Below are 20,087 nucleotides of genomic sequence, written 5' to 3'. Positions count from 1 at the left end.
GCGCAGGAAAAAAGCCCTGCCGAACGGCAGGGCTCCAGTCCCGGTCGTCACAAGATCGCTATTCGACCTTCAGGCCGGCGAACTCGACCACCTTCTTCCACTTCTCGGTCTCGGCCTTGATCTCCTCGCCGAACGCTTCCGGAGTCTGCACCCGCGGCTCGCCGCCGAGCTCGACCAGACGCTTGGCCATGTCGGGCTCCTTGATCACCGCGTTGACCTCGGCGTTGAGCTTGGCGATGATGTCCTTGGGCGTGTTCTTCGGCGCGCCGATGCCGAACAGCGCGCTGGCCTCGTAGCCCTTCACGGTCTCGGCGACCGTCTGCACGTCGGGCAATTGCGGCGAGCGCTCCGCCGTGGTGACGCCGATCGCACGAAGCGAGCCCGAGCGGATGTGCTGGATGATCGAGGGCATGTTGTCGAAGATTACCTGCACCTGGCCGCCGAGCATGTCGGTGATCGCGGGCGCCGCGCCGCGATAGGGCACGTGCTGCATCTTGCAGCCGGTCATGGCCATGAACATCTCGCCGGACAGATGCACCGAGGTGCCGTTGCCGGACGAGGCCATGTTGACCTTGCCGGGATTGGCCTTCACATATTCGATGAACTCGGCGACGTTCTTGGCCGGCACGTCCTTGTTGACGGTCATCACGTTCGGCACGCGCTGGAACGAGGCGATCGGCGCGATGTCGCGCACGAAGTTGAACTTCAGGTTGGTGTAGAGCGAGGCGTTGATGTAGTTGGCCGGATTGACCATCTGCAGCGTGTAGCCGTCGGGCTCGGCATTGATGACCGATTCGGTCGCGATGTTGTTGCCGGCACCCGGCTTGTTCTCGACCACGAATTGCTGGCCGAGCTTTTCCGAAAGCCGCTGCCCGATCAGGCGTGCCAGGATGTCGGTGGCGCCGCCCGGCGGATAGCCGACCACCCATTTCACGGGCCGGGCCGGATAATCGGCGGCAAGAGCCTTCGACAGCGGGGTGGCTGCAAGCGGACTGGCGGCGAGCAGGCCCAGCGCGGTACGGCGAGTGATCATCTCAAGGGTTCTCCCAAGTGTTGTTCTTGAAGCCAGATCGCTTGAACCCGGCGTCGGCGGGGTTGTAACAAAGCTTGCCGCAGGCGGAAAGTGCGCGAGGCGCATCACGACGAAAGGATGAGACATGCCGGTCAAGGTTCACGCCCTGGATCATCTCGTGATCAATGTCCGCGACGTCGCGGCGACGGCGGAGTGGTTCCGCAAGATTCTCGGCATGGAAGTCAAGCTGTTCGATCCCGGCGGCGGCAAAGCGCCGCGGACTTTCCTTCAATTCGGTAACCAGAGGATCAACGTCCGACAACGCGATGCCGACAGGGTGGAGTGGTTCACAGCCGACCACCCCACCGCCGGCAGCGAGGATCTGTGCTTCCTCACCTCGGCCACCCCGGACGAGGTGGTGGCGCATCTGAATGCACATGGCGTTGCCATCGAGGCCGGACCAGGCCCGCGGCAGGGCGCACGCGGCACGCTGCGCTCGGTCTATTGCCGGGATCCGGATGGCAGCCTGATCGAGATTTCGTCGTACGAGGATTGAGGCCGATAGGACCGCACCGCCCGCCCCAAACGCCGTCATTGCGAGGAGCGCTTGCGACGAAGCAATCCAGACCGGTTCGGCGGAGACAGTCTGTATTGCTTCCCTTTGCTCGCAATGACGGCCGAGGGAGCGCGGACGACATGCGCCCCCGGATTTGCTCCCGGGGTCATCCGATGGCAGGAAGACGCAATCATCGAGAGACAGCCGCCATCAAGATGCGGGCTGCACGGGAGGAGCCATGCCACTTCGACAAGCCACCGCCGGAATCGTGAGCCCGTTCGACGGGCTCGACGTACCCTGGTTGCTCAGGATGCGCGCCGAGGTCCGGCGCGATCATCCGTTCCTGATCTGGGCGCCGTTCGATGCGCCGGCGCGGCGCTGGAGCTATGGCGAGTTTCACGACCGGGTCGGCGCGCTGGCGGCCGGGCTGGCACGGCGCGGCGTGAAGCCGGACGAATATGTGCTCATTCATCTGGACAATTGCATCGAGGCGATGCTGGCCTGGTTTGCCTGTGTCGAGCTGGGGGCCATCGCGGTCACCACCAACACCCGCTCGGCGCCGGCCGAGATCGCGTATTTTGCCGATCATTGCGGCGCGGTCGCCGCGATCACGCAGCCGGCCTATGCGGAGATCGTCGCGCAGAACTGCCGCAACATAAGCTGGCTGGCGGTGACCTCGCATGATGCGGGCGCAACGCCTGCGCAAGCGGTCTCGCGCGGCGACAGCTTTGAATCCCTGTTCGCCGACAGCGCCGACCGTCCGAAACGCCCGATCGATCCCTTCGCGCCATGCAGCGTGCAATACACCTCGGGCACGACCTCGCGCCCCAAGGCGGTGCTGTGGACCCACGCCAACGCGCTGTGGGGCGCCAAGATCAACGCCGCGCATGAGGACCTGCATGCGAGCGACGTGCATCAGGCCTATCTGCCGCTGTTCCATACCAACGCGCTGGCCTATTCCATGCTGGCGACGCTGTGGGTCGGGGCGACTTGCGTGATCCAGCCGCGCTTCTCGGCGAGCCGCTTCTGGGGCGTCGCGCGCGAGCACGGCGCGACCTGGACCTCGACCATCCCGTTCTGCATGAAGGCGCTGCTCGAGCAGGAGACCCCGAAGGACCACAAATTCCGCCTGTGGGGCTCGGCGATCAACGAGCCGCCGGCCTTTGCCGGCTTCGGCGTCAAGGTCATCGGCTGGTGGGGCATGACCGAGACCATCACCCACGGCATCGTCGGCGAGGTCGACCAGCCCAACATCCCGATGTCGATCGGGCGCGCCGCTCCCGAATATGAAATCCGCATCACCGACGACGACGGCCGGCCGACCGAGGTCGGCGGCACCGGCAATCTGTCGATCAAGGGCATCCCCGGCCTGTCGCTGTTCGCCGAATATCTGCACAACGAGACAGCGACGCGCGACAGCTTCGACGAGCACGGCTTCTTCCTCACCGGCGACCGCGTCGAGCGGCTGCAGAACGGCTACATCAAGTTCGGCGACCGCGCCAAGGACATGCTGAAGGTCGGCGGCGAGAACGTCGCAGCCTCCGAGATCGAACAGGTGATCGCGCTGGTGCCAGGCGTGCGCGAGGCCGCCGTGGTGGCGAAGTCGCACCCGATGCTGGACGAGGTGCCGGTTGTCTTCATCATCCCGCAGGGCGGTGTCGCCGGCGCCGCGCCCGATCTGCCCGAGCGCGTAATGGAAGCCTGCCGCAAAAGCCTTGCCGACTTCAAGGTGCCGCGCGAGATCAGGCTGGTCGACGACATGCCGCGCTCGACGCTGGAGAAGGTGGCGAAGGCGGAGCTGCGGAAGATGGTGGGGTGAGCGCGCAGCGCGTAGGGTGGGTTAGCCGAAGGCGTAACCCACCATGCTTCAGAGAAAGCCGAACGAAGCTCGGTGGATTACGCCTTCGGCTAATCCACCCTACGGCACCGAACTAAAACGACCCCAGCGCCACCGGGCGGAACGCCTGCAGCAGCTGCTGGTCCAGCTTGCCGTTCATGCCTTCCATCATGGCGAACGCTCGCGAATGCGTGAACGGCATGCGGTAGGCGCGTTTCTCGACCAGGGCGGCGTAGATGTCGACGATCGTCGTCAGACGCACGATGTCGCTGATCTGGTTCGACGACAGGCCGTTCGGATAGCCGCTGCCGTCGAGAAATTCGTGGTGATGCAGGATCACGTCGAGCATCTCCGGCGGGAAGCCACCCTGGGCGGCAAGCGCCTCATAGCCGCGGCGCGGATGCTGGCGGACCTCGGCCATCTCCTCGTCGGTGAGCTTGCCGGGCTTGTCGAGCAGCGCGGAGGGAACGAAGGCCTTGCCGACGTCGTGCAGCAGCGCGGCGCGGACGAGGCGGCGCTGGTCGTCCTCGCGCATGCCGAGATGCTGCGCGAAGGCGACCGCGAAGCCGGTGACGAACAGGCAGTGACGATAGCTGCCGACATGATGGCAGCCCACCGTGGTGAGCCATTCGCGCAGCGAGGAATGCCTGATCGCCTTCAGGATCTTGCTTTCCGCCGCGATGACGTCGTCGAAGGTCAGGGGCACGCCGAGCGGCAGCTTCTCGAACATCTTCGCCAGCACCGCATGCGCCGCCTCGACGCCGCGGTTGAGCGTCTTGCCGCGGTCGGTCGCGTCATAGGCGGCGGTGTCCGGGAAGGCGGCGCGGATGCGCTGCAGGATGGCGTCGGCCTGGAGCGGCCGCGAAATGGTGTCGGTGGCGCCCAGCGCCCACGCCTGCATGGTGCCGTGATGCAGCGCGTCGGCGAGCACGAACAGCCGCGGCATCGAGCGATAGGCATCGCCGCGCAGCTTGTTGCGCACCCGCTGCACGCTCTCGGGCGAGCGCAGGTTAATGTCGACCACGAGGCCGGAGAGATCGCGCGAGGGTTTTTCGGGGATCTCCTGCGTCGTCACCGTCGAGACGTCGCCGACCGCCTTCAGGATGCTGGCGAGCTCGGAGCTCTCGTCGCTCCGGTCGGAGGCGAGCAGAAGCCGGCGTTTGGCGGCGGATTTGGCTGGCGCGTTCATGGCTTCCCCAAGGCATGGGATTGGGATTTGGCATGAGCCTAAGCCGGATCAGGTTCTCTGGCCCTTAAGAGGCGTGCTCAATGGGACCTTGGGAAATTCGGTGCAATTTTAGGGATTTTGGTTCCCTGCGGGTGGGAACTTCAAAACCGCGAAAACAACCCCATGCACAGTAGAGGGGGCATTGAAAATACAGGGAAATTTTTCGCACTTCCCCCATCCTCCGATGTCGTCGCCCGGCTTGGCCGGGCGACCCAGTACGCCGGGACGGCTCGGCCGGAACCGAAAAGCCGCGGCGTACTGGATGCCCCGCTTGCGCGGAGCAAGACACTGAGATTGTGGAGACGATCTCCCAAAATAAATCCGCCGGAGGTTTCCCTCCGGCGGATCATCTCATTCGGCAATCGCAGCCGGCCTTACGCCTTCATGCTCGCCTTCACCGCCTCCGCCGTGATCGGCAGTGCGCGGACGCGGGCGCCGCTGGCGTTGAAGATGGCGTTGCCGATGGCGGGCGCGACCACGGTCACCGCGGGCTCGCCGACACCGGTGGCCTTGTCGCCATTGGCGATGACGGCAACGGCGACCTCGGGCGTCTGGCTCATGCGCAAGGGCCGGTAGCTATCGAAATTGGTCTGCTCGATGCCACCGTCCTTCAGTGTCGCCTTCTCGTACATCGCCAGCGACAGCCCCCACAGCGCCGCGCCCTCGACCTGGGCGCGGATGTTGTCGGGATGCACCTGCGTGCCGACGTCGGTTGCGATCGTGAGCTTCTTCACGGTCACCTCGCCCGACGGCGCCACCGCGACATGGGCGACACAGGCGGTCCAGCTCGCGGTTGCGCGTTCCTGCGACGAGACGCAGGCAACCCCCATGCCCTCGCCTTTCGGCAATTGCCGGGTGCCGTAGCCCGACAGGCCCATCGCGGCGAGCAGCGTGTTGCGTAAGCGCTGTGCGCCACCGTCGTTCTTGCCGGCGCCGTCGAGCAGCGAGATGCGGAACTGCGCGGGATCCTTGCCCGTGGCAGCCGCGATCTCGTCGATCATGCTTTCGACCGCCCAGAAGGTCCAGCCCGGCGCCACCGAGCGGAGCTGGCCGGAGGGCGTCGCATTGTGCGCGAGCTCGTTCTTGATCGCGCGCACGTGATGGTTGGGCACGGTGTAGAAGAAGTCCGCGCCATTGACCGTGAAGCTGTCGAGCGGGCCCTTCTTGTCGACCGAGGGCGTGAGGAAATCAGGAATTCCCCAGCGAGCGGTCGGCCAGGCCGAGACCACATCGTGGCTGATCGCGATGAGCTTGCCGTCACCGTCCACGCCGGCCTTCACTTTCTGGTAGGTGAGCGGCCGCGAGAAATCCATCGTCATGTCGTTCTCGCGCGAATAGATCACCTTGACCGGCTTGCCGACCGCCTTCGCCGCCTGCACGGCCGGAATCATCATGTCGGCATCGAGTCTGCGGCCGAAACCGCCGCCGAGCCAATGCTGATGCATCACGACGAATTTCGGATCGATCCCGGCTGCGCCCGCCGCGATCGCGCCGGAGCGCGTCGCGAACTGGTTGCCGGAATAGATGTGCAGGATGTCGCCCTTGAACTCGGCCGTGGCGTTCATCGGCTCCAGCGGAGCATGGATGTTGATGCTGGTGGTGTACTCGGCCTCGACCACTTTCGCCGCCGAGCCGAACGCCGCATTGGGATCGCCGTCCTTGACGAAGAACTGGCCGGAATCCTCCAAGCCCTGAAGCCGCTTGGCTTCATCCAGCAGCGACTGGCTCGACAGCTTGGCGTTCGGACCGCTGTCATAGGCGATCTTCAGCGCGTCCGCCGCCTTGCGGGCATTGGCGTAGGTGTTGGCGACCGCGACGACCCAGCCGGACGTGGTTCCGGTCTTGTCGTCGAGGACGACGGCCTTCATGAAGCCGGGCACTTTCTTGGCTTCGCTGTCGTCGACCGATTTCACCGTGGCGCCGAAGCGCACCGGCGGGGTCACCACCTTGCCGTAGGCCATGCCCGGCAGCATCACGTCGATGCCGTATTTGGCCGTGCCGTTGGTTTTGGAGGGGATGTCGAGCTGCGGCACCGAGACGCCGATCATGGTGTATTGATCCGGCGTCTTCAGCTTGATCGCCTTGAGCTCGTCCGGCGTGAAGGTCTTGGTCGCCTTGCCGCTCTTGACGATTTCGGCAAAGCTCATCTGCTTCTTCGACTTCGGATGCGAGATCACGGAGTCGCGGACGACGAGCTGGTCCTTGAAGTAAGGTGGCAGGCCCATGGCTGCCGCCGCGGCCTCGGTCAAGGCGATGCGGCCGGCCGCACCAGCCCGACTCATCGCCTCGAAGTTCATCATGGTCGACCAGCTGCCGCCGGTGATCTGCGCTCCCAGGACCGGATCGTTGAACTTGGGGTCGTTGGAGGCGAGCTGCACGCGCATGTCGCTCCACTTCGCGCCGAGCTCCTCACAGACGATCTGCGCCATCGTCGAGGCGATGTGCTGGCCCATGTCGGCCTTGCCGCAGGTCACGGTGACGAGACCATCCGGCGAGATCGCATACCAGACGCTCGGCTCGAAATTGGCTGGTGCCGCGGCCGCCGCAGCATCGATGCCGGGCACGCCGGCATAGCCGAGCACGAGGCCGGTCGCGGCAGTGCCGACGAGGAAGGAGCGGCGGCTGAGATCGGTTGTCTCAGGTGTCGGGTTCTTGACATGCTCGTTCATGTGGGCCTCCGCTCGTTGGAGGTGGCCGATGCGGTGCGCATCTCGGATGCGGCGCGCATGATCGCCTTCTGGATCCGCGAATAGGTCATGCAGCGGCAGAGATTGCCGTCCATATGCGCCACGACCTCTTCCTTGGTCGGATTGGGATTCTTTGCGAGCAGCGAGGCCGCCTGCATGATCTGGCCGGACTGGCAATAGCCGCATTGCGGCACCTGCTCGGCGATCCATGCCTTCTGCAAGGGATGATCGCCCTTGGCGGAGAGGCCTTCGATGGTGGTGATCTTCTTGCCGGCGACGTCGCCGACCATGGTCTGGCACGAGCGCACGGCTTCGCCGTTGACATGCACGGTGCAGGCGCCGCACAGCCCGGCACCGCAGCCGAACTTGGTGCCGGTCATCTGCAATTGCTCGCGGATCGCCCAGAGGAGCGGCGTGTCGTTCGCCGCATCCACGGACAGACTCCGCCCGTTGATGGTGAGAGTTGGCATAGGCGTCTTCCCCTGCCGGTGCATGAAGCCGCTTACGGCGGCAACTTGAATGGCGGACGCCCACCGGGCTGGCGCCAGCCTTGGCCGCAAGAATGATCGCGTTCGGTTGCCGTGGCAAATGCAATTTGGAACGAGTCGAAACAAGCGCGCCGTCGCAACGTTGTGCGTTGCGAAAATGGGGCTGGTGCAGCGACTGGACGCAACAGAGAGCGTCGTCGGCTATGCGTGCCATTTCACTCAGGCAGTTTCTTCCAGGTAACTTGGCGCGCTAGAGTGCAAGCGCCACCCCGTCGCTGCGGCTCGCGAGAACAAGAAATAAGAAAGGATCGGAAGCAATGCCTGGGATCAATCGGGACGGCGTCAATATCTATTACGAGGTACACGGCGAGGGACCGCCGCTGCTGCTCACTCATGGCTATTCCTCGACGTCGGCGATGTGGCATGGTCAGGTCGATGCGCTCGCCAGGGAGCACAAGCTGATCCTGTGGGACATGCGCGGCCACGGCCAGTCCGACTATCCCGATGATCCCAGGGCGTACAGCGAAGCGCTCACTGTCGGCGACATGGCGGCGATTCTCGATGCGGCCGGTGCCAAGCGCGCGATCATCGGCGGGCTCTCGCTCGGCGGCTACATGTCGCTCGCGTTCTATCGCGCCCATCCGGAGCGGACGCGCGCGCTGCTGATCATCGACACCGGGCCGGGCTTCAAGAAGGACGACGCGCGCGAGGCCTGGAACGCGCGGGCGCTCGCCACCGCCGACAGGCTCGATCGCGAAGGCCTCGACGTCCTGAAGTCGGCAACGCGCGAGCGCGCCGCCGCCAGTCATCGCAACGCCAAGGGACTGGCGCTCGCCGCACGCGGCATGCTGACCCAGCGCGATGACCGCGTGATCGAGCTGCTGCCCGACATCAAGGTGCCCTCGCTGATCGTGGTCGGCGCCGACGACACGCCGTTCCTGGCCGCATCCGACTACATGGCCGCAAAAATCCCGGGGGCACAAAAGGTCGTGATCCCCGCTGCCGGACATGCCGTCAACATCGATCAGCCCAAGGCTTTTGTTGACGCCGTCGCGCCTTTCCTGAAGAACTTGCCTGAAGAACTTGCCTGAAGAACTTGCCGGCATAGGCCAGGCGATCCGGGACGCAAGACCATGATGCGAGCGATCTTCGCGGCGGGCGCAATGGCGACGCTGCTGTCGTCGGCGGCGCCGGCCGAGCCATTCGGCGCGGTGCCGCCGCGCCGGCCCTTCGTCGCGACCTTGTCCAACAACATTCCGCTCGCCTTCGGCATGGACGCCGAGCAGACCGCCCGCGCCCTCGGGCAGCCGCTGCAATATGTGCGCGGACGTCCCGGCAACGAGCTCTATCTCACGCTGCGCAACATCGGCGGCAGCGGACTGGTCCCCTACCGTCACCGCCTGTTCCTGCAATTCCGCCACGGACGGCTGGCGGGATGGAAGGAGGATTACGGCGAGAACTGGATGTGGGAGTGAGAGCGTCGTGCGCCGACACGTCCGGATCGTCGTGGCCGGGCTTGTCCCGGCCATCCACGTTCTTCTCGCTCGGAAACGAAGACGTGGATGCCCGGGACAAGCCCGGGCATGACGAGTTTGTGGAACGAGCGAATTCTCGATCAACGACCAACCATCAAGGACAACCCGCGTGGGACAGGACATCAAGCTGACGGCCTCCGACAATTTCCAGCTCGGCGCCTATCGCGCTGATCCCTCGGCTGCGCCGAAGGGCGCGGTGGTGGTGATCCAGGAGATCTTTGGCGTCAATCACCACATCCGCGCGGTCTGCGACCGCCTCGCCGGGGAAGGCTATGTCGCGGTCGCGCCGTCGATCTTCGACCGGACCGCACCGAACTTCCAGTCGGGCTATTCGCCCGACGAGATCGCGGAGGCGCGCAAGTTCGTCGCCAATCCGGATTGGGCCGCGATGCTGCGCGACACGCAAGCGGCGATCGACGCGGTGAAGAGCGTTGGCCCCGTTGGCATCATCGGCTTCTGCCTGGGCGGCAGCGTCGCCTTCGTCGCGGCGACGCGATTGACCGGCCTGAAGGCCGCGATCGGCTATTACGGCGGCGCCGTCGTTCGCTTTGCCGACGAGACGCCGAAGGTGCCGACGCAATTGCATTTCGGCGAGAAGGATGCGGGCATCCCCTTGACCGACGTCGAGACCATCAAGTCGAAACGGCCGGAGGTGGAGGTCTTCATCTATCCGGGCGCGCAGCACGGTTTCCATTGCGACGAGCGCGCCAGCTACGACAAGGCCAGCGCCGACGTCGCCTGGCCGCGCAGCATGGAATTTTTTGCGAAGCATTTGACGTAAGACGCGCGTCTCTTTCCTCTTGTCATTCCGGGATGCGCCGATAGGCGCAGGCCCGGAATCCATCGAGCGTCAGCGATAGCGGCGCGATGGATTCCGGGTTCGCGCTAACGCGCGCCCCGGAATGACCGGGGAGAGGGTTGCGCCTTGCCTCCAAAGCAGGAATCGGGTGGCTGCATAATGAAGAATGCCGCTAGATCAAGCCACGTCTCGCCGGGAACTCGCCATGCAGCAATCCATCACGCATCTCGTCATCCGCAATCCGTTCGGAACCATGGATGTGCCCTCACCCGAAGATTCCGAGGTGATGGATTATGCCGCGACGGCCTCGCTGCCCGGCGATGCGGCGGACGGCAATGCGACGGCGTGGGCAGCGATCGCAGCGCCGTCCGATCCGCTCGAAGGCATATGGGCGAGCCGCTGGAACGGCGGTGCCGATCCGACCATTGCCGGCGATACGCCTGACAGGTGGAAACAGGGGCGCGCGGACATCCGCATCGCGGCCGGCCGGGTCTATCTGCGCTTCGACTGGGACAATGGCCGCCGGCACGGGCTGATCGAGGCCGCGCGGGACGGCGCAGGTCGTCTGGTCGGGAAATACATCAACCTGACCACGCCGGCGATCACGCGGCCATGGGTTGGCCTCGTGATCGACGCCAACAGGATCGACGGATGTTTTCCGAACGGGCGGCTGGATTTTCGGAGGTAGGAGTTGCGCGACATCCCCCGCCGTCATTCCGGGATGCGCCGATAGGCGCAGGCCCGGAATCCATCGAGCGTCAGGATAGCGGCGCGATGGATTCCGGGTTCGCGCTTAGGCGCGCTCCGGAATGACGAGAAGAGCGAGTTGGGCTGAAACCTAAAACCAGCGCTCGCCGACGAACACGGTGTCGCCGGGATTCAAGGGCGTGCCGAGCGGCACCACGGCGCGCATGGATCCGCCCCGCTCGGTGTGGGTCACCGTGACCACGTCGCGCTTGGCGCGGGGCGAGAAGCCGCCGGCGATCGCGACCGCGCTCTCGACCGTCATGTTCGGCACGTAAGGGTATTGGCCGGGCGCGGTGACTTCGCCGAGAATGAAGAACGGACGATAGGCCTCGATCTCCACCGCGACCGAAGGCTCGCGGATGTAGCCGTTGCGCAGGCGCGCGGCGATCTCGCCGGCAAGTCCGGCGGTGGTGCGACCGCGGGCCGGCACCGCGCCGATCAGCGGCATGGTGATGGAGCCGCCGGCATCGATGGCGTAGCTGTTGGTGAGACCTTCCTGGCCGTAGACGACGACGCGGAGCTTGTCGCCGGCGTCGAGATGGTAGGAGGCGTCATAGCGCACCGGCGCCGCCATCGGCGCGGCGTAGCCGACCGGCATGGGGGCGGGCGACGAGGCAAAGGAGGTGCGCAGCGCGCCGATGGCGCCGCCACCGTCGGCGACGACAACCGGCTGCGGCGCATTGTAAGGCTGGCCATAGGCCATGGAATCGAGGTCGGCGCGCGGTGGCATGACCGCAACGGGGCCGGCGGTCTGCATGCAGCCGCCAAGGGTCAGCGCGGCGGACGCTGCCAGGGCCACTGCCGAGATCGACGATCGAAACGCGCGTGCAACTGGCACCGGACTATCCCTCGAAACGAGACAGCTCCAGTGATGCACCGGTTATGGTTAATAAAGCGTTTGCGGGGGGCGACGGTGCCCGCCAGGAACGCGGTGCGCTCCCTCTCTCGCCTGCGGGCCGCGACGAGCTCCGCTCGCGCTGAGAGGGTTGGGGAGAGGGTGTCTCCGCGACGGGACACTCCCCCGGAGGAAAGAACCCTCACCCGCATTGCATCTGCGATGCAATGCCACCTCTCCCGCAAGCGGGAGAGGTGCAGCGAGCACGGAGCAGGCTTACGCGCTCACACCGACGCCGATCGGGCAGGACACGCCGGTGCCGCCAAGGCCGCAATAGCCGGCGGGGTTCTTCGCCAGATATTGCTGATGATAGTCCTCGGCGAAATAGAATTCGCCTGATGGCGCGATCTCGGTGGTAATGGCCCCGAGGCCTTTTGCGGCGAGCGCCTTCTGATAGAGCGCCTTCGACTCGTCAGCCGCTTTCCGCTGCGCATCGGAACAGGTGTAGATCGCGCTTCGGTATTGCGTGCCGACGTCGTTGCCCTGGCGCATGCCCTGCGTCGGGTCGTGGCTCTCCCAGAACGTCTTCAAGAGCGTCTGGTAGGAGATCTTGCTCGGATCGAACACGACCAGCACCACTTCGGTGTGGCCGGTGCGGCCCGAACAGGTCTCTTCATAGGTCGGGTTCGGCGTGTGGCCGCCGGCATAGCCGACCGCGGTGGTGTAGATGCCGTCGCCGAGCTGCCAGAATTTGCGCTCGGCGCCCCAGAAGCAGCCGAGCCCGAACACCGCCCTTTCGAGGCCGGCGGGATAAGGCGGCTTGAGCCTGCTGCCGTTGACGAAATGGGTGGCGGCGGTCGGAATGGCCTGCGCGCGGCCGGGCAGCGCCTCAGCCGCGCTCGGCAATGCGGTGGTCTTGCGCATGAACAGCATGGTTGGGTCTCCGCGAAACGAGCCGTCCGTCGCCTCAGCCAGATGCTGGAGGCGGCGTGCTCGCGATCAGGTGGGAATATAGGGATCTACGCGAGCGTGGGCAGCGTCGTTACGGCCGCGCACAGTGTTCAATCGCGGCGGGAATTGAAAGATCAATCCCGCGGGAATTGCAGGTCAATCCCGGGAATAGCCGATCAGCGGTTTCCGCGGCCGGAACAGGATCATCAGCAGGATGCCGAGAATGCCGAGGACGGCAAAGACCGGCTGATCCAGCAGCAGGCGGATCACCGAGGTCCAGAGCCAGGGCGCCTTGGCCTCGACCCAGGTGCGGAAGGCCGACTGGCTGGCCTGATTGATGTCGTTCCAGAACTGGCCGAACCGGGTGAACTTGAGGGTCTGGTCGGCCACCCAGCGGGCGCCGTCATAGACCATGAAGATGAACCCGCCGGCGAGCAGCAACAGCCCAATCAGTCGGAAAAAACCGCGGATCATGCCTCACCTTATATGGTCGTCCGATCGGAGGACCCAAACAAACGCCGCCAGCCAATAGCCGGGCGACGGGAGAAATTCAACCTCTTCAGGGCGTTACAGTGCCTCCTGGAGCGCCTTGGGGCCGCTTTTCCAGCTCCGAAAGCGTTGACGGTGCCGAAGAGCCTCTCTATAAGGGCGCCAACTGGCGGCGGGCGCAATCCTGCCGCCGCTGTTCTTTGAGCAATTGCAGGCCACTTGAGCTTAGGGCTCTTTGAGGCCTCATGCTCCCGGGACGGCCCAGCAACCGAACACCCTAAATCCGAGCGTCGATTACGCGGTCAAGCAAGCCGGCGCTACCCGACCAAGACGCGACCGGTACCCGCAAAGGATATTGAGACCATGGCCAATACCACTTCCGCCAAGAAAGCGACGCGCAAGATCGCCCGCCGCACCGCCGTCAACAAGTCGCGCCGCACCCAGATGCGCGGTGCCGTGCGGACCGTCGAGGAAGCCATCGCGACCGGCGACCGCGCCGCGGCCGTGAAGGCGCTGGCGAATGCCGAGCCGGCCTTGATGCGTGCCGCGCAGCGCAACATCATTCACAAGAACAACGCCAGCCGCAAAGTCTCGCGCCTCACCGCGCAGATCGCCAAGCTCGCCAAGTAAGCTCGCCAAGTCAGCTTGCAAGTCACGGCGGGCCGACCGGTCGACTGAACGATCGCATCGCACGCGTCAAACAGCCCGGCATCGCGCCGGGCTTTTTTGTTGCCTTTCACTATGCACGGAAGCGGGCACGCGCGATCGATCCCTCGATTGGAAGTTGCGCTCGGCCTGCACCATTCTTCGTTCCGTAGTTCTACCTGCCGACGCCTTGCAACAGCGCAACCTTCACCGCGTTGCGAAAACCCCTGTGCCGCGGGGCTGAAAAACCCCTGTGCCGCGGGGCTAAGTTGAATCGGCGCGCGCAGAGTTCTGCACACCGTAGATTCACCGGGATGCATCCTGCGGTGGAGTTACCCTGCGAAACGAGACTCAAAAAACGATGTCTCGCTAATCACTTATCGACATAGCGACCGCAAGCATTTGGAAAATTCGTCCGCGCGTCGGGCGCATGAAGATTTTGTTAAAAAATTTTGGCGGTGGCGGAGATTTGTCACATGAGGTGCGGCGTTCTCGATTCTGTGCACGAATCCAAAAACTTGCTCCGAAGCCTGTGCACAAGTCGCGTGCGACGTTAACCGACGTCAAGTTTTTTTGGCGGCTCAAGTGTGAATCAATTCGTTGCGAGTCTTTCCGCTTAGTGTATTCCTTAGGTCGTCAGCGGCGCCCACGATCTTCAGACCAGCGCGGTTTAGGAAACGGGGCGAGCGTGCAAATCGGCGGCGGTGTGCACGTAGGCGACGCTTCAAAAAGCGATATCGGTTCACAACCCATAGCAATGTGGGAATGGTAGCTGTTTGTCTGAATGTCTCCAAGCGGGATCTTCCCGCCTCGTGCCAAGCGCATATGAGGGACATCGCAACGTTACCCCGATACGCAAGGTGGCGAAGTCGAGCGGACGATTAGTACACGGGCAGGCATCCGCGACATCGTACGCCGCGGCTGTCTTTTGGACACGCAGGACCTTGCCGTGAGCAATCACGGCAGGACGGGGAGGTATCATGTCTTACGGACTCAACGCGGTATTGAAACAGGTCTCCTATTCGAACGATGCCGGTTTAGATCAGTCCGACCTCCAGCCTCCCGCGTGTGACGGAGCGCCGAGTACGCGCTGACCTCGCGAACCCTCCATCTCTGACATCGCTGACCGGACGCGGCGTTCTCGCCGAACGGCGGAGCCATGCCTGACGATGGACTCGCTTGAGGTCGCACCATGACAGACCCCCTGGCGGCAGGAATTCTGCATGGCGCTCACCACGCAACTAAATCTCTCAAGAGAAGTTTTCTGACGATGACAATGGAACAGGATCGCTGGTCACGCGTGAAGGGCCGGCTGCGCTCGAGCGTTGGCGAGGACGTTTACACGAGCTGGTTTGCACGCATGGATCTGGAAGGCGTGCAGGACGAGAGCGTGCGGCTCTCGGTGCCGACGCGCTTCCTGAAGAGCTGGATCCAGGCCCATTATGCCGAGCGCGTGCTGTCGTGCTGGCAGGCCGAGATGCCGGAAGTGCATCGCATCGACCTCACGGTGCGTTCGGCCGTGCGCCCGGTGACGCACCCGAAGGAAGCCCCGGCGCCGGTCGAGACGCGCCGCGCGCCCGCGCCGGAGCTGCGCTCGACCGCAACCGCGCCGGTCTCGGCCAACCACGACGCGCTCGGCGGCTCGCCGCTCGATCCGCGCCTGACCTTCGCGAGCTTCGTCGTCGGCCGCTCCAACACGCTGGCGCATGCGGCTGCGCGTCAGGTCGCGGAAGGCCGCCGCGGCGACCCCGTGATGTTCAACCCGCTCTACATCCATGCCGGCGTTGGCCTCGGCAAGACGCATCTGCTGCAGGCGGTGACCTGGGCCGGCAATTCCGGCAACGAGCGCAAGGTGCTGTACCTGACCGCGGAAAAATTCATGTACGGCTTCGTCGCCGCGCTGAAGACGCAGACGGCGCTGGCCTTCAAGGAGGCGCTGCGCGGCATCGACGTGCTCGTGATCGACGACCTCCAGTTCCTGCAGGGCAAGTCGACCCAGGCCGAATTCTGCCACACGCTGAACGCGCTGATCGACGCCGGCCGCCAGGTCGTGATCGCTGCCGACCGTCCGCCGTCCGATCTCGAAAGCCTCGACGATCGCGTGCGCTCGCGGCTCGCCGGCGGCCTCGTGGTCGAGATGGGCTCGCTCGGCGAGGAGCTGCGCCACGGCATCCTCAAGTCGCGCGTCGCAGCCGCCCGCACCCATCATGCGACGTTCGAGGTGCCTGAGGAGGTGCTGCACTATCTGGCGCGCACCATCACCCATAACGGCCGCGACCTCGAGGGCGCGATCAACCGTCTGCTCGCGCACTCGAAACTCAACAACCGGCCGGTGACGCTGGAGATGGCGGAGCACGAGGTGCGTGACCTGGTGCGGCCGCAGGAGCCGAAGCGGATCAAGATCGAGGACATCCAGCGCGTGGTGGCTCGGCAATATAATGTCAGCCGCTCCGACCTGCTCTCCTCGCGCCGCACCGCCAACGTGGTGCGCCCGCGCCAGGTCGCGATGTATCTCGCCAAGACGCTGACCCTGCGCTCGCTCCCCGAGATCGGCCGCCGCTTCGGCGGACGCGATCACACCACGGTGCTGCACGCGGTGCGCAAGATCGAGGCCCTGGTCTCCAAGGACACCGCGCTGTCGGAGGAAGTGGAGTCGCTGAAGCGCCAGCTCCAGGAATAAACGCCTAAGGCGCTCCTGCCATTCTGCCGCCGCCCTGGCCTCGCCCGGGCGGCGGTTTTCGTTTGGGCGGTAAATCGTGGGAATCGTACGGAACTGCCCCCCCAATCCCTTGAATCGGATGGGTTTCCGCGCCACCTTGCGCGACCCTGACGGCTTTGGTCATATCGGCTGGATGATCCGGCTTTTCGGGGTCTTCGGTGCCGTGGCGCGCGTCCCGCCGCCCGGCGTTCTCTAACGTTGTTTCCTTGGGGATCGGGCGAGTAGTGCAATGAAGGTTACGGTCGAACGCGCGCAACTCCTGAAGTCGCTGGGCCATGTCCACCGCGTCGTCGAGCGCCGCAACACGATTCCGATCCTCGGCAACGTGCTGGTCCGGGCCGAGAACGCCAAACTGTCGCTGAAGGCGACCGACCTCGACCTCGAGGTGACGGAGACGCTGCCTGCGGAAACCGCCACCGCGGGCTCCACCACCGTGCCGGCGCACATGTTCTACGACATCGTGCGCAAGCTGCCGGATGGTTCGCAGATCGTGCTGGAGGCCGATGGCGACCGCGCCGTGCTGGCGATCCGCGCCGGCCGCTCGCGCTTCACCCTGCAGACGCTGCCGGAGAACGACTTCCCGGATCTGGCCGCCGGCGACATGTCGCATTCCTTCTCGCTCGCCGCCAAGGACATCAAGCGGCTGATCGACCGCACCCAGTTCGCGATCTCCACCGAAGAGACGCGCTATTACCTCAACGGCATCTATCTGCACGCCGCCGGCACCGCCAAGGCCGCCACCCTGCGCGGCGTCGCCACCGACGGCCACCGCCTCGCCCAGCTCGACCTGGTGCAGCCCAAGGGCGCCGAGGGCATGCCCGGCGTGATCGTGCCGCGCAAGACCGTCGGCGAGGTGCAGCGCCTGATCGAGGATAGCGATGCCGAGATGACGGTCGAGCTGTCGCAGGCAAAGATCCGCTTTACGATCGGCAACGTCGTGCTGACCTCGAAACTGATCGACGGCACCTTCCCCGATTACGGCCGCGTCATCCCGCAAGGCAACGACAAGGAGCTCATCGTCGACAAGAAGGATTTCGAGAACGCGGTCGACCGCGTCTCCACCATCTCCAGCGAACGCGGGCGCGCCGTGAAGCTGTCGCTGTCGCCGGGCAAGCTGGTGCTGTCGGTGACCAATCCGGATTCCGGCAGCGCGACCGAAGAACTCGAGGTCGAATACGCCTCCGACGCCCTCGATATCGGCTTCAACTCCCGCTACCTGCTCGACATCGCCGCCCAGATCGAAGGCGACGTCGCAACGCTCCGTCTCGCCGACCCCGGCTCGCCGACCCTGGTGCAGGACCGCGACGACAAGAGCGCGCTGTACGTGCTGATGCCGATGCGGGTGTGAGACCTACCGACATCCATACCTGTCACTACATCGTCATGGCCGGGCTCGTCCCGGCCATCCACGTCTTCAGAGCCAAGAACGTGGATGCCCGGCACAGGGCCGGGCATGACGGAAATCGGATCTCATGACCCCCTCCCGCATTCATCGCCTGACGCTGACGCATTTTCGCAATTATCGGGCGGCGGGGCTCGAAACGGCGGCTGACCTGGTGGCGCTGGTCGGGCCGAACGGGGCGGGCAAGACCAATTGCATCGAGGCGATCTCGTTCCTGTCGCCGGGGCGGGGCCTGCGGCGCGCCACGCTGGAAGACGTCGCCGACAACCAGGGCGACGGCTCCTGGGCGGTATCGGCGCAGGTCGAGGGCGCGCTGGGGCTGGCGACGCTCGGCACCGGCATCGATGCACCGCGGCCCGACAGCGCGGTGAGCCGGCGCTGCCGCATCGACCGCGAGCCGGTGGGTTCGGCGGCCGCCTTCGGCGACCACATCCGCATGGTGTGGCTGACGCCGGCGATGGACGGGCTGTTCATGGGAGCGGCGTCCGAGCGGCGGCGCTTCTTCGACCGTCTGGTGCTCGCCATCGACAGCGAGCATTCCAGCCGCATCAACGCGCTGGAGCGCTCCTTGCGCTCGCGCAACCGCCTGCTCGAAACCCGCAATTACGACGACCATTGGTGTGACGCGATCGAACGCGAGACCGCCGAGCTTGCGGTCGCGGTCGCGGCCACGCGCGGCCAGACCGCAGCAAGACTGACCGGCATGCTCAACGCGCGCGCGCAGGCCTCCGCCTTCCCCTCGGCGCAGATCGCGCTCGACGGCTGGATGGAGAATGCGCTGCTGAGCGAGACCGCGACGTCGGTCGAGGACCGCTACCGCCAGATCCTGCGCGACAACCGCCCGCGCGATGCCATCGCCGGCCGCACCACCGACGGCCCGCATCTCACCGACCTGCAGGTGATCTATGCGCCGAAGAGCATGCCGGCGCGCGACGCCTCGACCGGCGAGCAGAAGGCGCTGCTGATCGGCCTCGTGCTGGCGCATGCGAGCCTGGTCGCCGAGATGACCGGCATCGTGCCGCTGCTCCTGCTCGACGAGGTCGTGGCGCATCTCGACCCTAGCAGGCGCGCCGCGCTGTTCGACGAGCTGAAGAAGCTCGGCGCGCAGGTGTGGCTGACCGGCGCGGACCCCGCGGCCTTCGCCGAGATCGGCGCCGGAGGCGAAGTGTTTGACGTCGAGAGCGGACGAGTCTCGGCCAGAGGCTAGGCCGCCGCGTTGAACCCGCTCGTTTCGGTCAGCGACTAGCTGCTTGAGGCTGCAAGACGCGGCCATCGCGCGAATATCTCGGACACGCGCGATATCCTTGGAGCATGGCATGACGACGATCAGGCATGGGGCGCAAGCTCCGGCACGATGGCAGCTGTTTGCGTGCGGCCTTGCGCTGTTCGCAAGCTGCCTGCTCGCGGCAAGTGCCGGCGCCTTTGTGTCGAATCTGCCGCCGCTGTTCACGGCCGCGCTCACGCCGGATCCCGCTGCCAAGCTGCCCGCGCCGACCCGCTACCTCTATCGCGGCACCCACACCACCGTGATGCCCGGCATCGAAAGCCCGCTCCGCACCAGGCTCGAAACCACAGTGCCTGCGGAGCTCGGCGACGTCCTCGCTTTCTATCGCACCGAGCTCGGAAAGCTCGGCTGGCAGGAAAAGCCCGATGGCGCAGTGATCGCAGCCGGCCACGTCCGCCTCGCCTTCGCCTCCCCGCTCGGGCCCGCCGCACTCGAGCTCGCCCGCAAGGACAGCAGCACTTCGATCCACCTCGTGCAGAAGAACGCCGAGGCGGCGAGCCGGGCGAACATCATGCCCGAGCCCGGCCAGGCGAAACTGGTGTTCAGCAATATTAGCGGGAAGGACGCCGTGCTCACGATCGACGCGAAGACCGTCAAGCGCGCCGCCGGCACCCACGCGGTCTCGCTCGATCTGGCGCCCGGCAGATATTCCTACGAACTGAGCGTGCCGGACCGTTCAGCCACCACGAAGACCCTCGAGATCGTGGCCGGCGATGCCTGGGAGCTCACGGTCGGGCCCGACGGAGACGCCTGGCCACCGCTCCAGCTGTATTGAGCCCTGCCTGCCCGATGACGCCGCTTCGCAGGCCGTCCGTTGAACCTCTCCGGTTCCCATCGCGACTTCTGGTCTGAGGCCGCGCGCCGGCGGCGCC

The 20,087-nt window shown here is 65.4% G+C and carries 18 protein-coding genes; 11 read left to right on the top strand and 7 right to left on the bottom strand.

What is annotated here, in order from left to right:
• Positions 1–58: 58 nt before the first annotated feature.
• Positions 59–1,033, bottom strand: a complete 975-nt coding sequence (locus AC066S_RS13520; RefSeq protein WP_135169072.1) for a Bug family tripartite tricarboxylate transporter substrate binding protein — start codon at positions 1,031–1,033, stop codon at positions 59–61.
• A gap of 124 nt (positions 1,034–1,157) precedes the next feature.
• Here AC066S_RS13520 and AC066S_RS13515 point away from each other — a divergent pair, with 124 nt between their 5' ends.
• Both AC066S_RS13515 and AC066S_RS13510 read left to right on the top strand, forming a co-directional pair.
• A complete protein-coding gene (locus AC066S_RS13515; RefSeq protein ID WP_135163522.1) occupies positions 1,158–1,568 on the top strand; it encodes a VOC family protein in 411 nt (136 codons plus the stop codon).
• Positions 1,569–1,806: 238 nt separating this feature from the next.
• Positions 1,807–3,387 (top strand): AMP-binding protein, encoded by a 1,581-nt coding sequence (locus AC066S_RS13510; protein WP_478269914.1) that lies wholly within the window; start codon positions 1,807–1,809, stop codon positions 3,385–3,387.
• A 112-nt stretch (positions 3,388–3,499) separates the two neighbouring features.
• Here the strand turns inward: AC066S_RS13510 and AC066S_RS13505 are convergent, their stop codons facing one another.
• The 3 genes from AC066S_RS13505 to AC066S_RS13495 form a co-directional block, all read right to left on the bottom strand.
• Positions 3,500–4,594 (bottom strand): HD-GYP domain-containing protein, encoded by a 1,095-nt coding sequence (locus AC066S_RS13505; protein WP_126257055.1) that lies wholly within the window; start codon positions 4,592–4,594, stop codon positions 3,500–3,502.
• Between the two features lie 413 nt (positions 4,595–5,007).
• Complete coding sequence (locus tag AC066S_RS13500) at positions 5,008–7,302, bottom strand: xanthine dehydrogenase family protein molybdopterin-binding subunit (RefSeq protein ID WP_478269913.1); 2,295 nt, start codon at positions 7,300–7,302, stop codon at positions 5,008–5,010.
• Positions 7,299–7,790 (bottom strand): (2Fe-2S)-binding protein, encoded by a 492-nt coding sequence (locus AC066S_RS13495; RefSeq protein ID WP_135163526.1) that lies wholly within the window; start codon positions 7,788–7,790, stop codon positions 7,299–7,301. The genes AC066S_RS13500 and AC066S_RS13495 overlap by 4 nt, the downstream gene beginning before the upstream one ends.
• A 335-nt stretch (positions 7,791–8,125) precedes the next feature.
• On the opposite strand from AC066S_RS13495, the gene AC066S_RS13490 reads away from it, so the two are divergent.
• The 4 genes from AC066S_RS13490 (at position 8,126) to AC066S_RS13475 (ending at position 10,830) form a co-directional block, all read left to right on the top strand.
• The gene (locus AC066S_RS13490; RefSeq protein WP_478269912.1) at positions 8,126–8,899 is read left to right on the top strand and encodes an alpha/beta fold hydrolase; all 774 of its coding nucleotides are present in this window, start codon (positions 8,126–8,128) and stop codon (positions 8,897–8,899) included.
• 42 nt (positions 8,900–8,941) lie between these two features.
• Positions 8,942–9,283 carry a hypothetical protein gene (locus tag AC066S_RS13485; RefSeq protein ID WP_478269911.1) on the top strand — a complete coding sequence of 114 codons (342 nt, stop codon included), beginning with the start codon at positions 8,942–8,944 and terminating at the stop codon, positions 9,281–9,283.
• A gap of 169 nt (positions 9,284–9,452) precedes the next feature.
• On the top strand, positions 9,453–10,124 hold the full coding sequence (locus AC066S_RS13480; RefSeq protein WP_135169078.1) for a dienelactone hydrolase family protein: 672 nt from the start codon (positions 9,453–9,455) through the stop codon (positions 10,122–10,124).
• Positions 10,125–10,347: 223 nt separating this feature from the next.
• Positions 10,348–10,830 carry a hypothetical protein gene (locus AC066S_RS13475; protein WP_135169079.1) on the top strand — a complete coding sequence of 161 codons (483 nt, stop codon included), beginning with the start codon at positions 10,348–10,350 and terminating at the stop codon, positions 10,828–10,830.
• A 150-nt stretch (positions 10,831–10,980) separates the two neighbouring features.
• On the opposite strand, the gene AC066S_RS13470 is transcribed toward AC066S_RS13475, so the two are convergent.
• From AC066S_RS13470 to AC066S_RS13460, 3 genes are all read right to left on the bottom strand, one after another.
• Positions 10,981–11,727 carry a polysaccharide biosynthesis/export family protein gene (locus tag AC066S_RS13470; protein WP_135163531.1) on the bottom strand — a complete coding sequence of 249 codons (747 nt, stop codon included), beginning with the start codon at positions 11,725–11,727 and terminating at the stop codon, positions 10,981–10,983.
• 273 nt (positions 11,728–12,000) lie between these two features.
• The gene (gene msrA, locus AC066S_RS13465) at positions 12,001–12,657 is read right to left on the bottom strand and encodes a peptide-methionine (S)-S-oxide reductase MsrA (RefSeq protein WP_478269910.1); all 657 of its coding nucleotides are present in this window, start codon (positions 12,655–12,657) and stop codon (positions 12,001–12,003) included.
• A 174-nt stretch (positions 12,658–12,831) separates the two neighbouring features.
• Entirely contained in the window at positions 12,832–13,149 is a 318-nt protein-coding gene (locus AC066S_RS13460; protein WP_028139549.1) for a hypothetical protein, read from the bottom strand.
• A gap of 378 nt (positions 13,150–13,527) precedes the next feature.
• On the opposite strand from AC066S_RS13460, the gene rpsT reads away from it, so the two are divergent.
• The 5 genes from rpsT (at position 13,528) to AC066S_RS13435 (ending at position 19,990) form a co-directional block, all read left to right on the top strand.
• Entirely contained in the window at positions 13,528–13,794 is a 267-nt protein-coding gene (gene rpsT / locus AC066S_RS13455) for a 30S ribosomal protein S20 (protein ID WP_027563963.1), read from the top strand.
• 1,285 nt (positions 13,795–15,079) lie between these two features.
• Positions 15,080–16,489: a chromosomal replication initiator protein DnaA gene (gene dnaA / locus AC066S_RS13450; protein WP_126257045.1), complete on the top strand. Its 1,410-nt coding sequence runs from the start codon at positions 15,080–15,082 to the stop codon at positions 16,487–16,489.
• A gap of 268 nt (positions 16,490–16,757) precedes the next feature.
• Entirely contained in the window at positions 16,758–17,876 is a 1,119-nt protein-coding gene (gene dnaN, locus AC066S_RS13445) for a DNA polymerase III subunit beta (protein WP_478269909.1), read from the top strand.
• A 124-nt stretch (positions 17,877–18,000) separates the two neighbouring features.
• Positions 18,001–19,137, top strand: coding sequence for a DNA replication/repair protein RecF (gene recF / locus AC066S_RS13440; protein WP_135169082.1), 1,137 nt, complete (start codon positions 18,001–18,003; stop codon positions 19,135–19,137).
• 109 nt (positions 19,138–19,246) lie between these two features.
• The gene (locus AC066S_RS13435) at positions 19,247–19,990 is read left to right on the top strand and encodes a hypothetical protein (RefSeq protein ID WP_135169083.1); all 744 of its coding nucleotides are present in this window, start codon (positions 19,247–19,249) and stop codon (positions 19,988–19,990) included.
• Positions 19,991–20,087 lie beyond the last annotated feature (97 nt).

Source organism: Bradyrhizobium sp. CFUWI (genome assembly GCF_056429085.1).
This window is presented reverse-complemented; position numbering and strand designations above follow the sequence as displayed.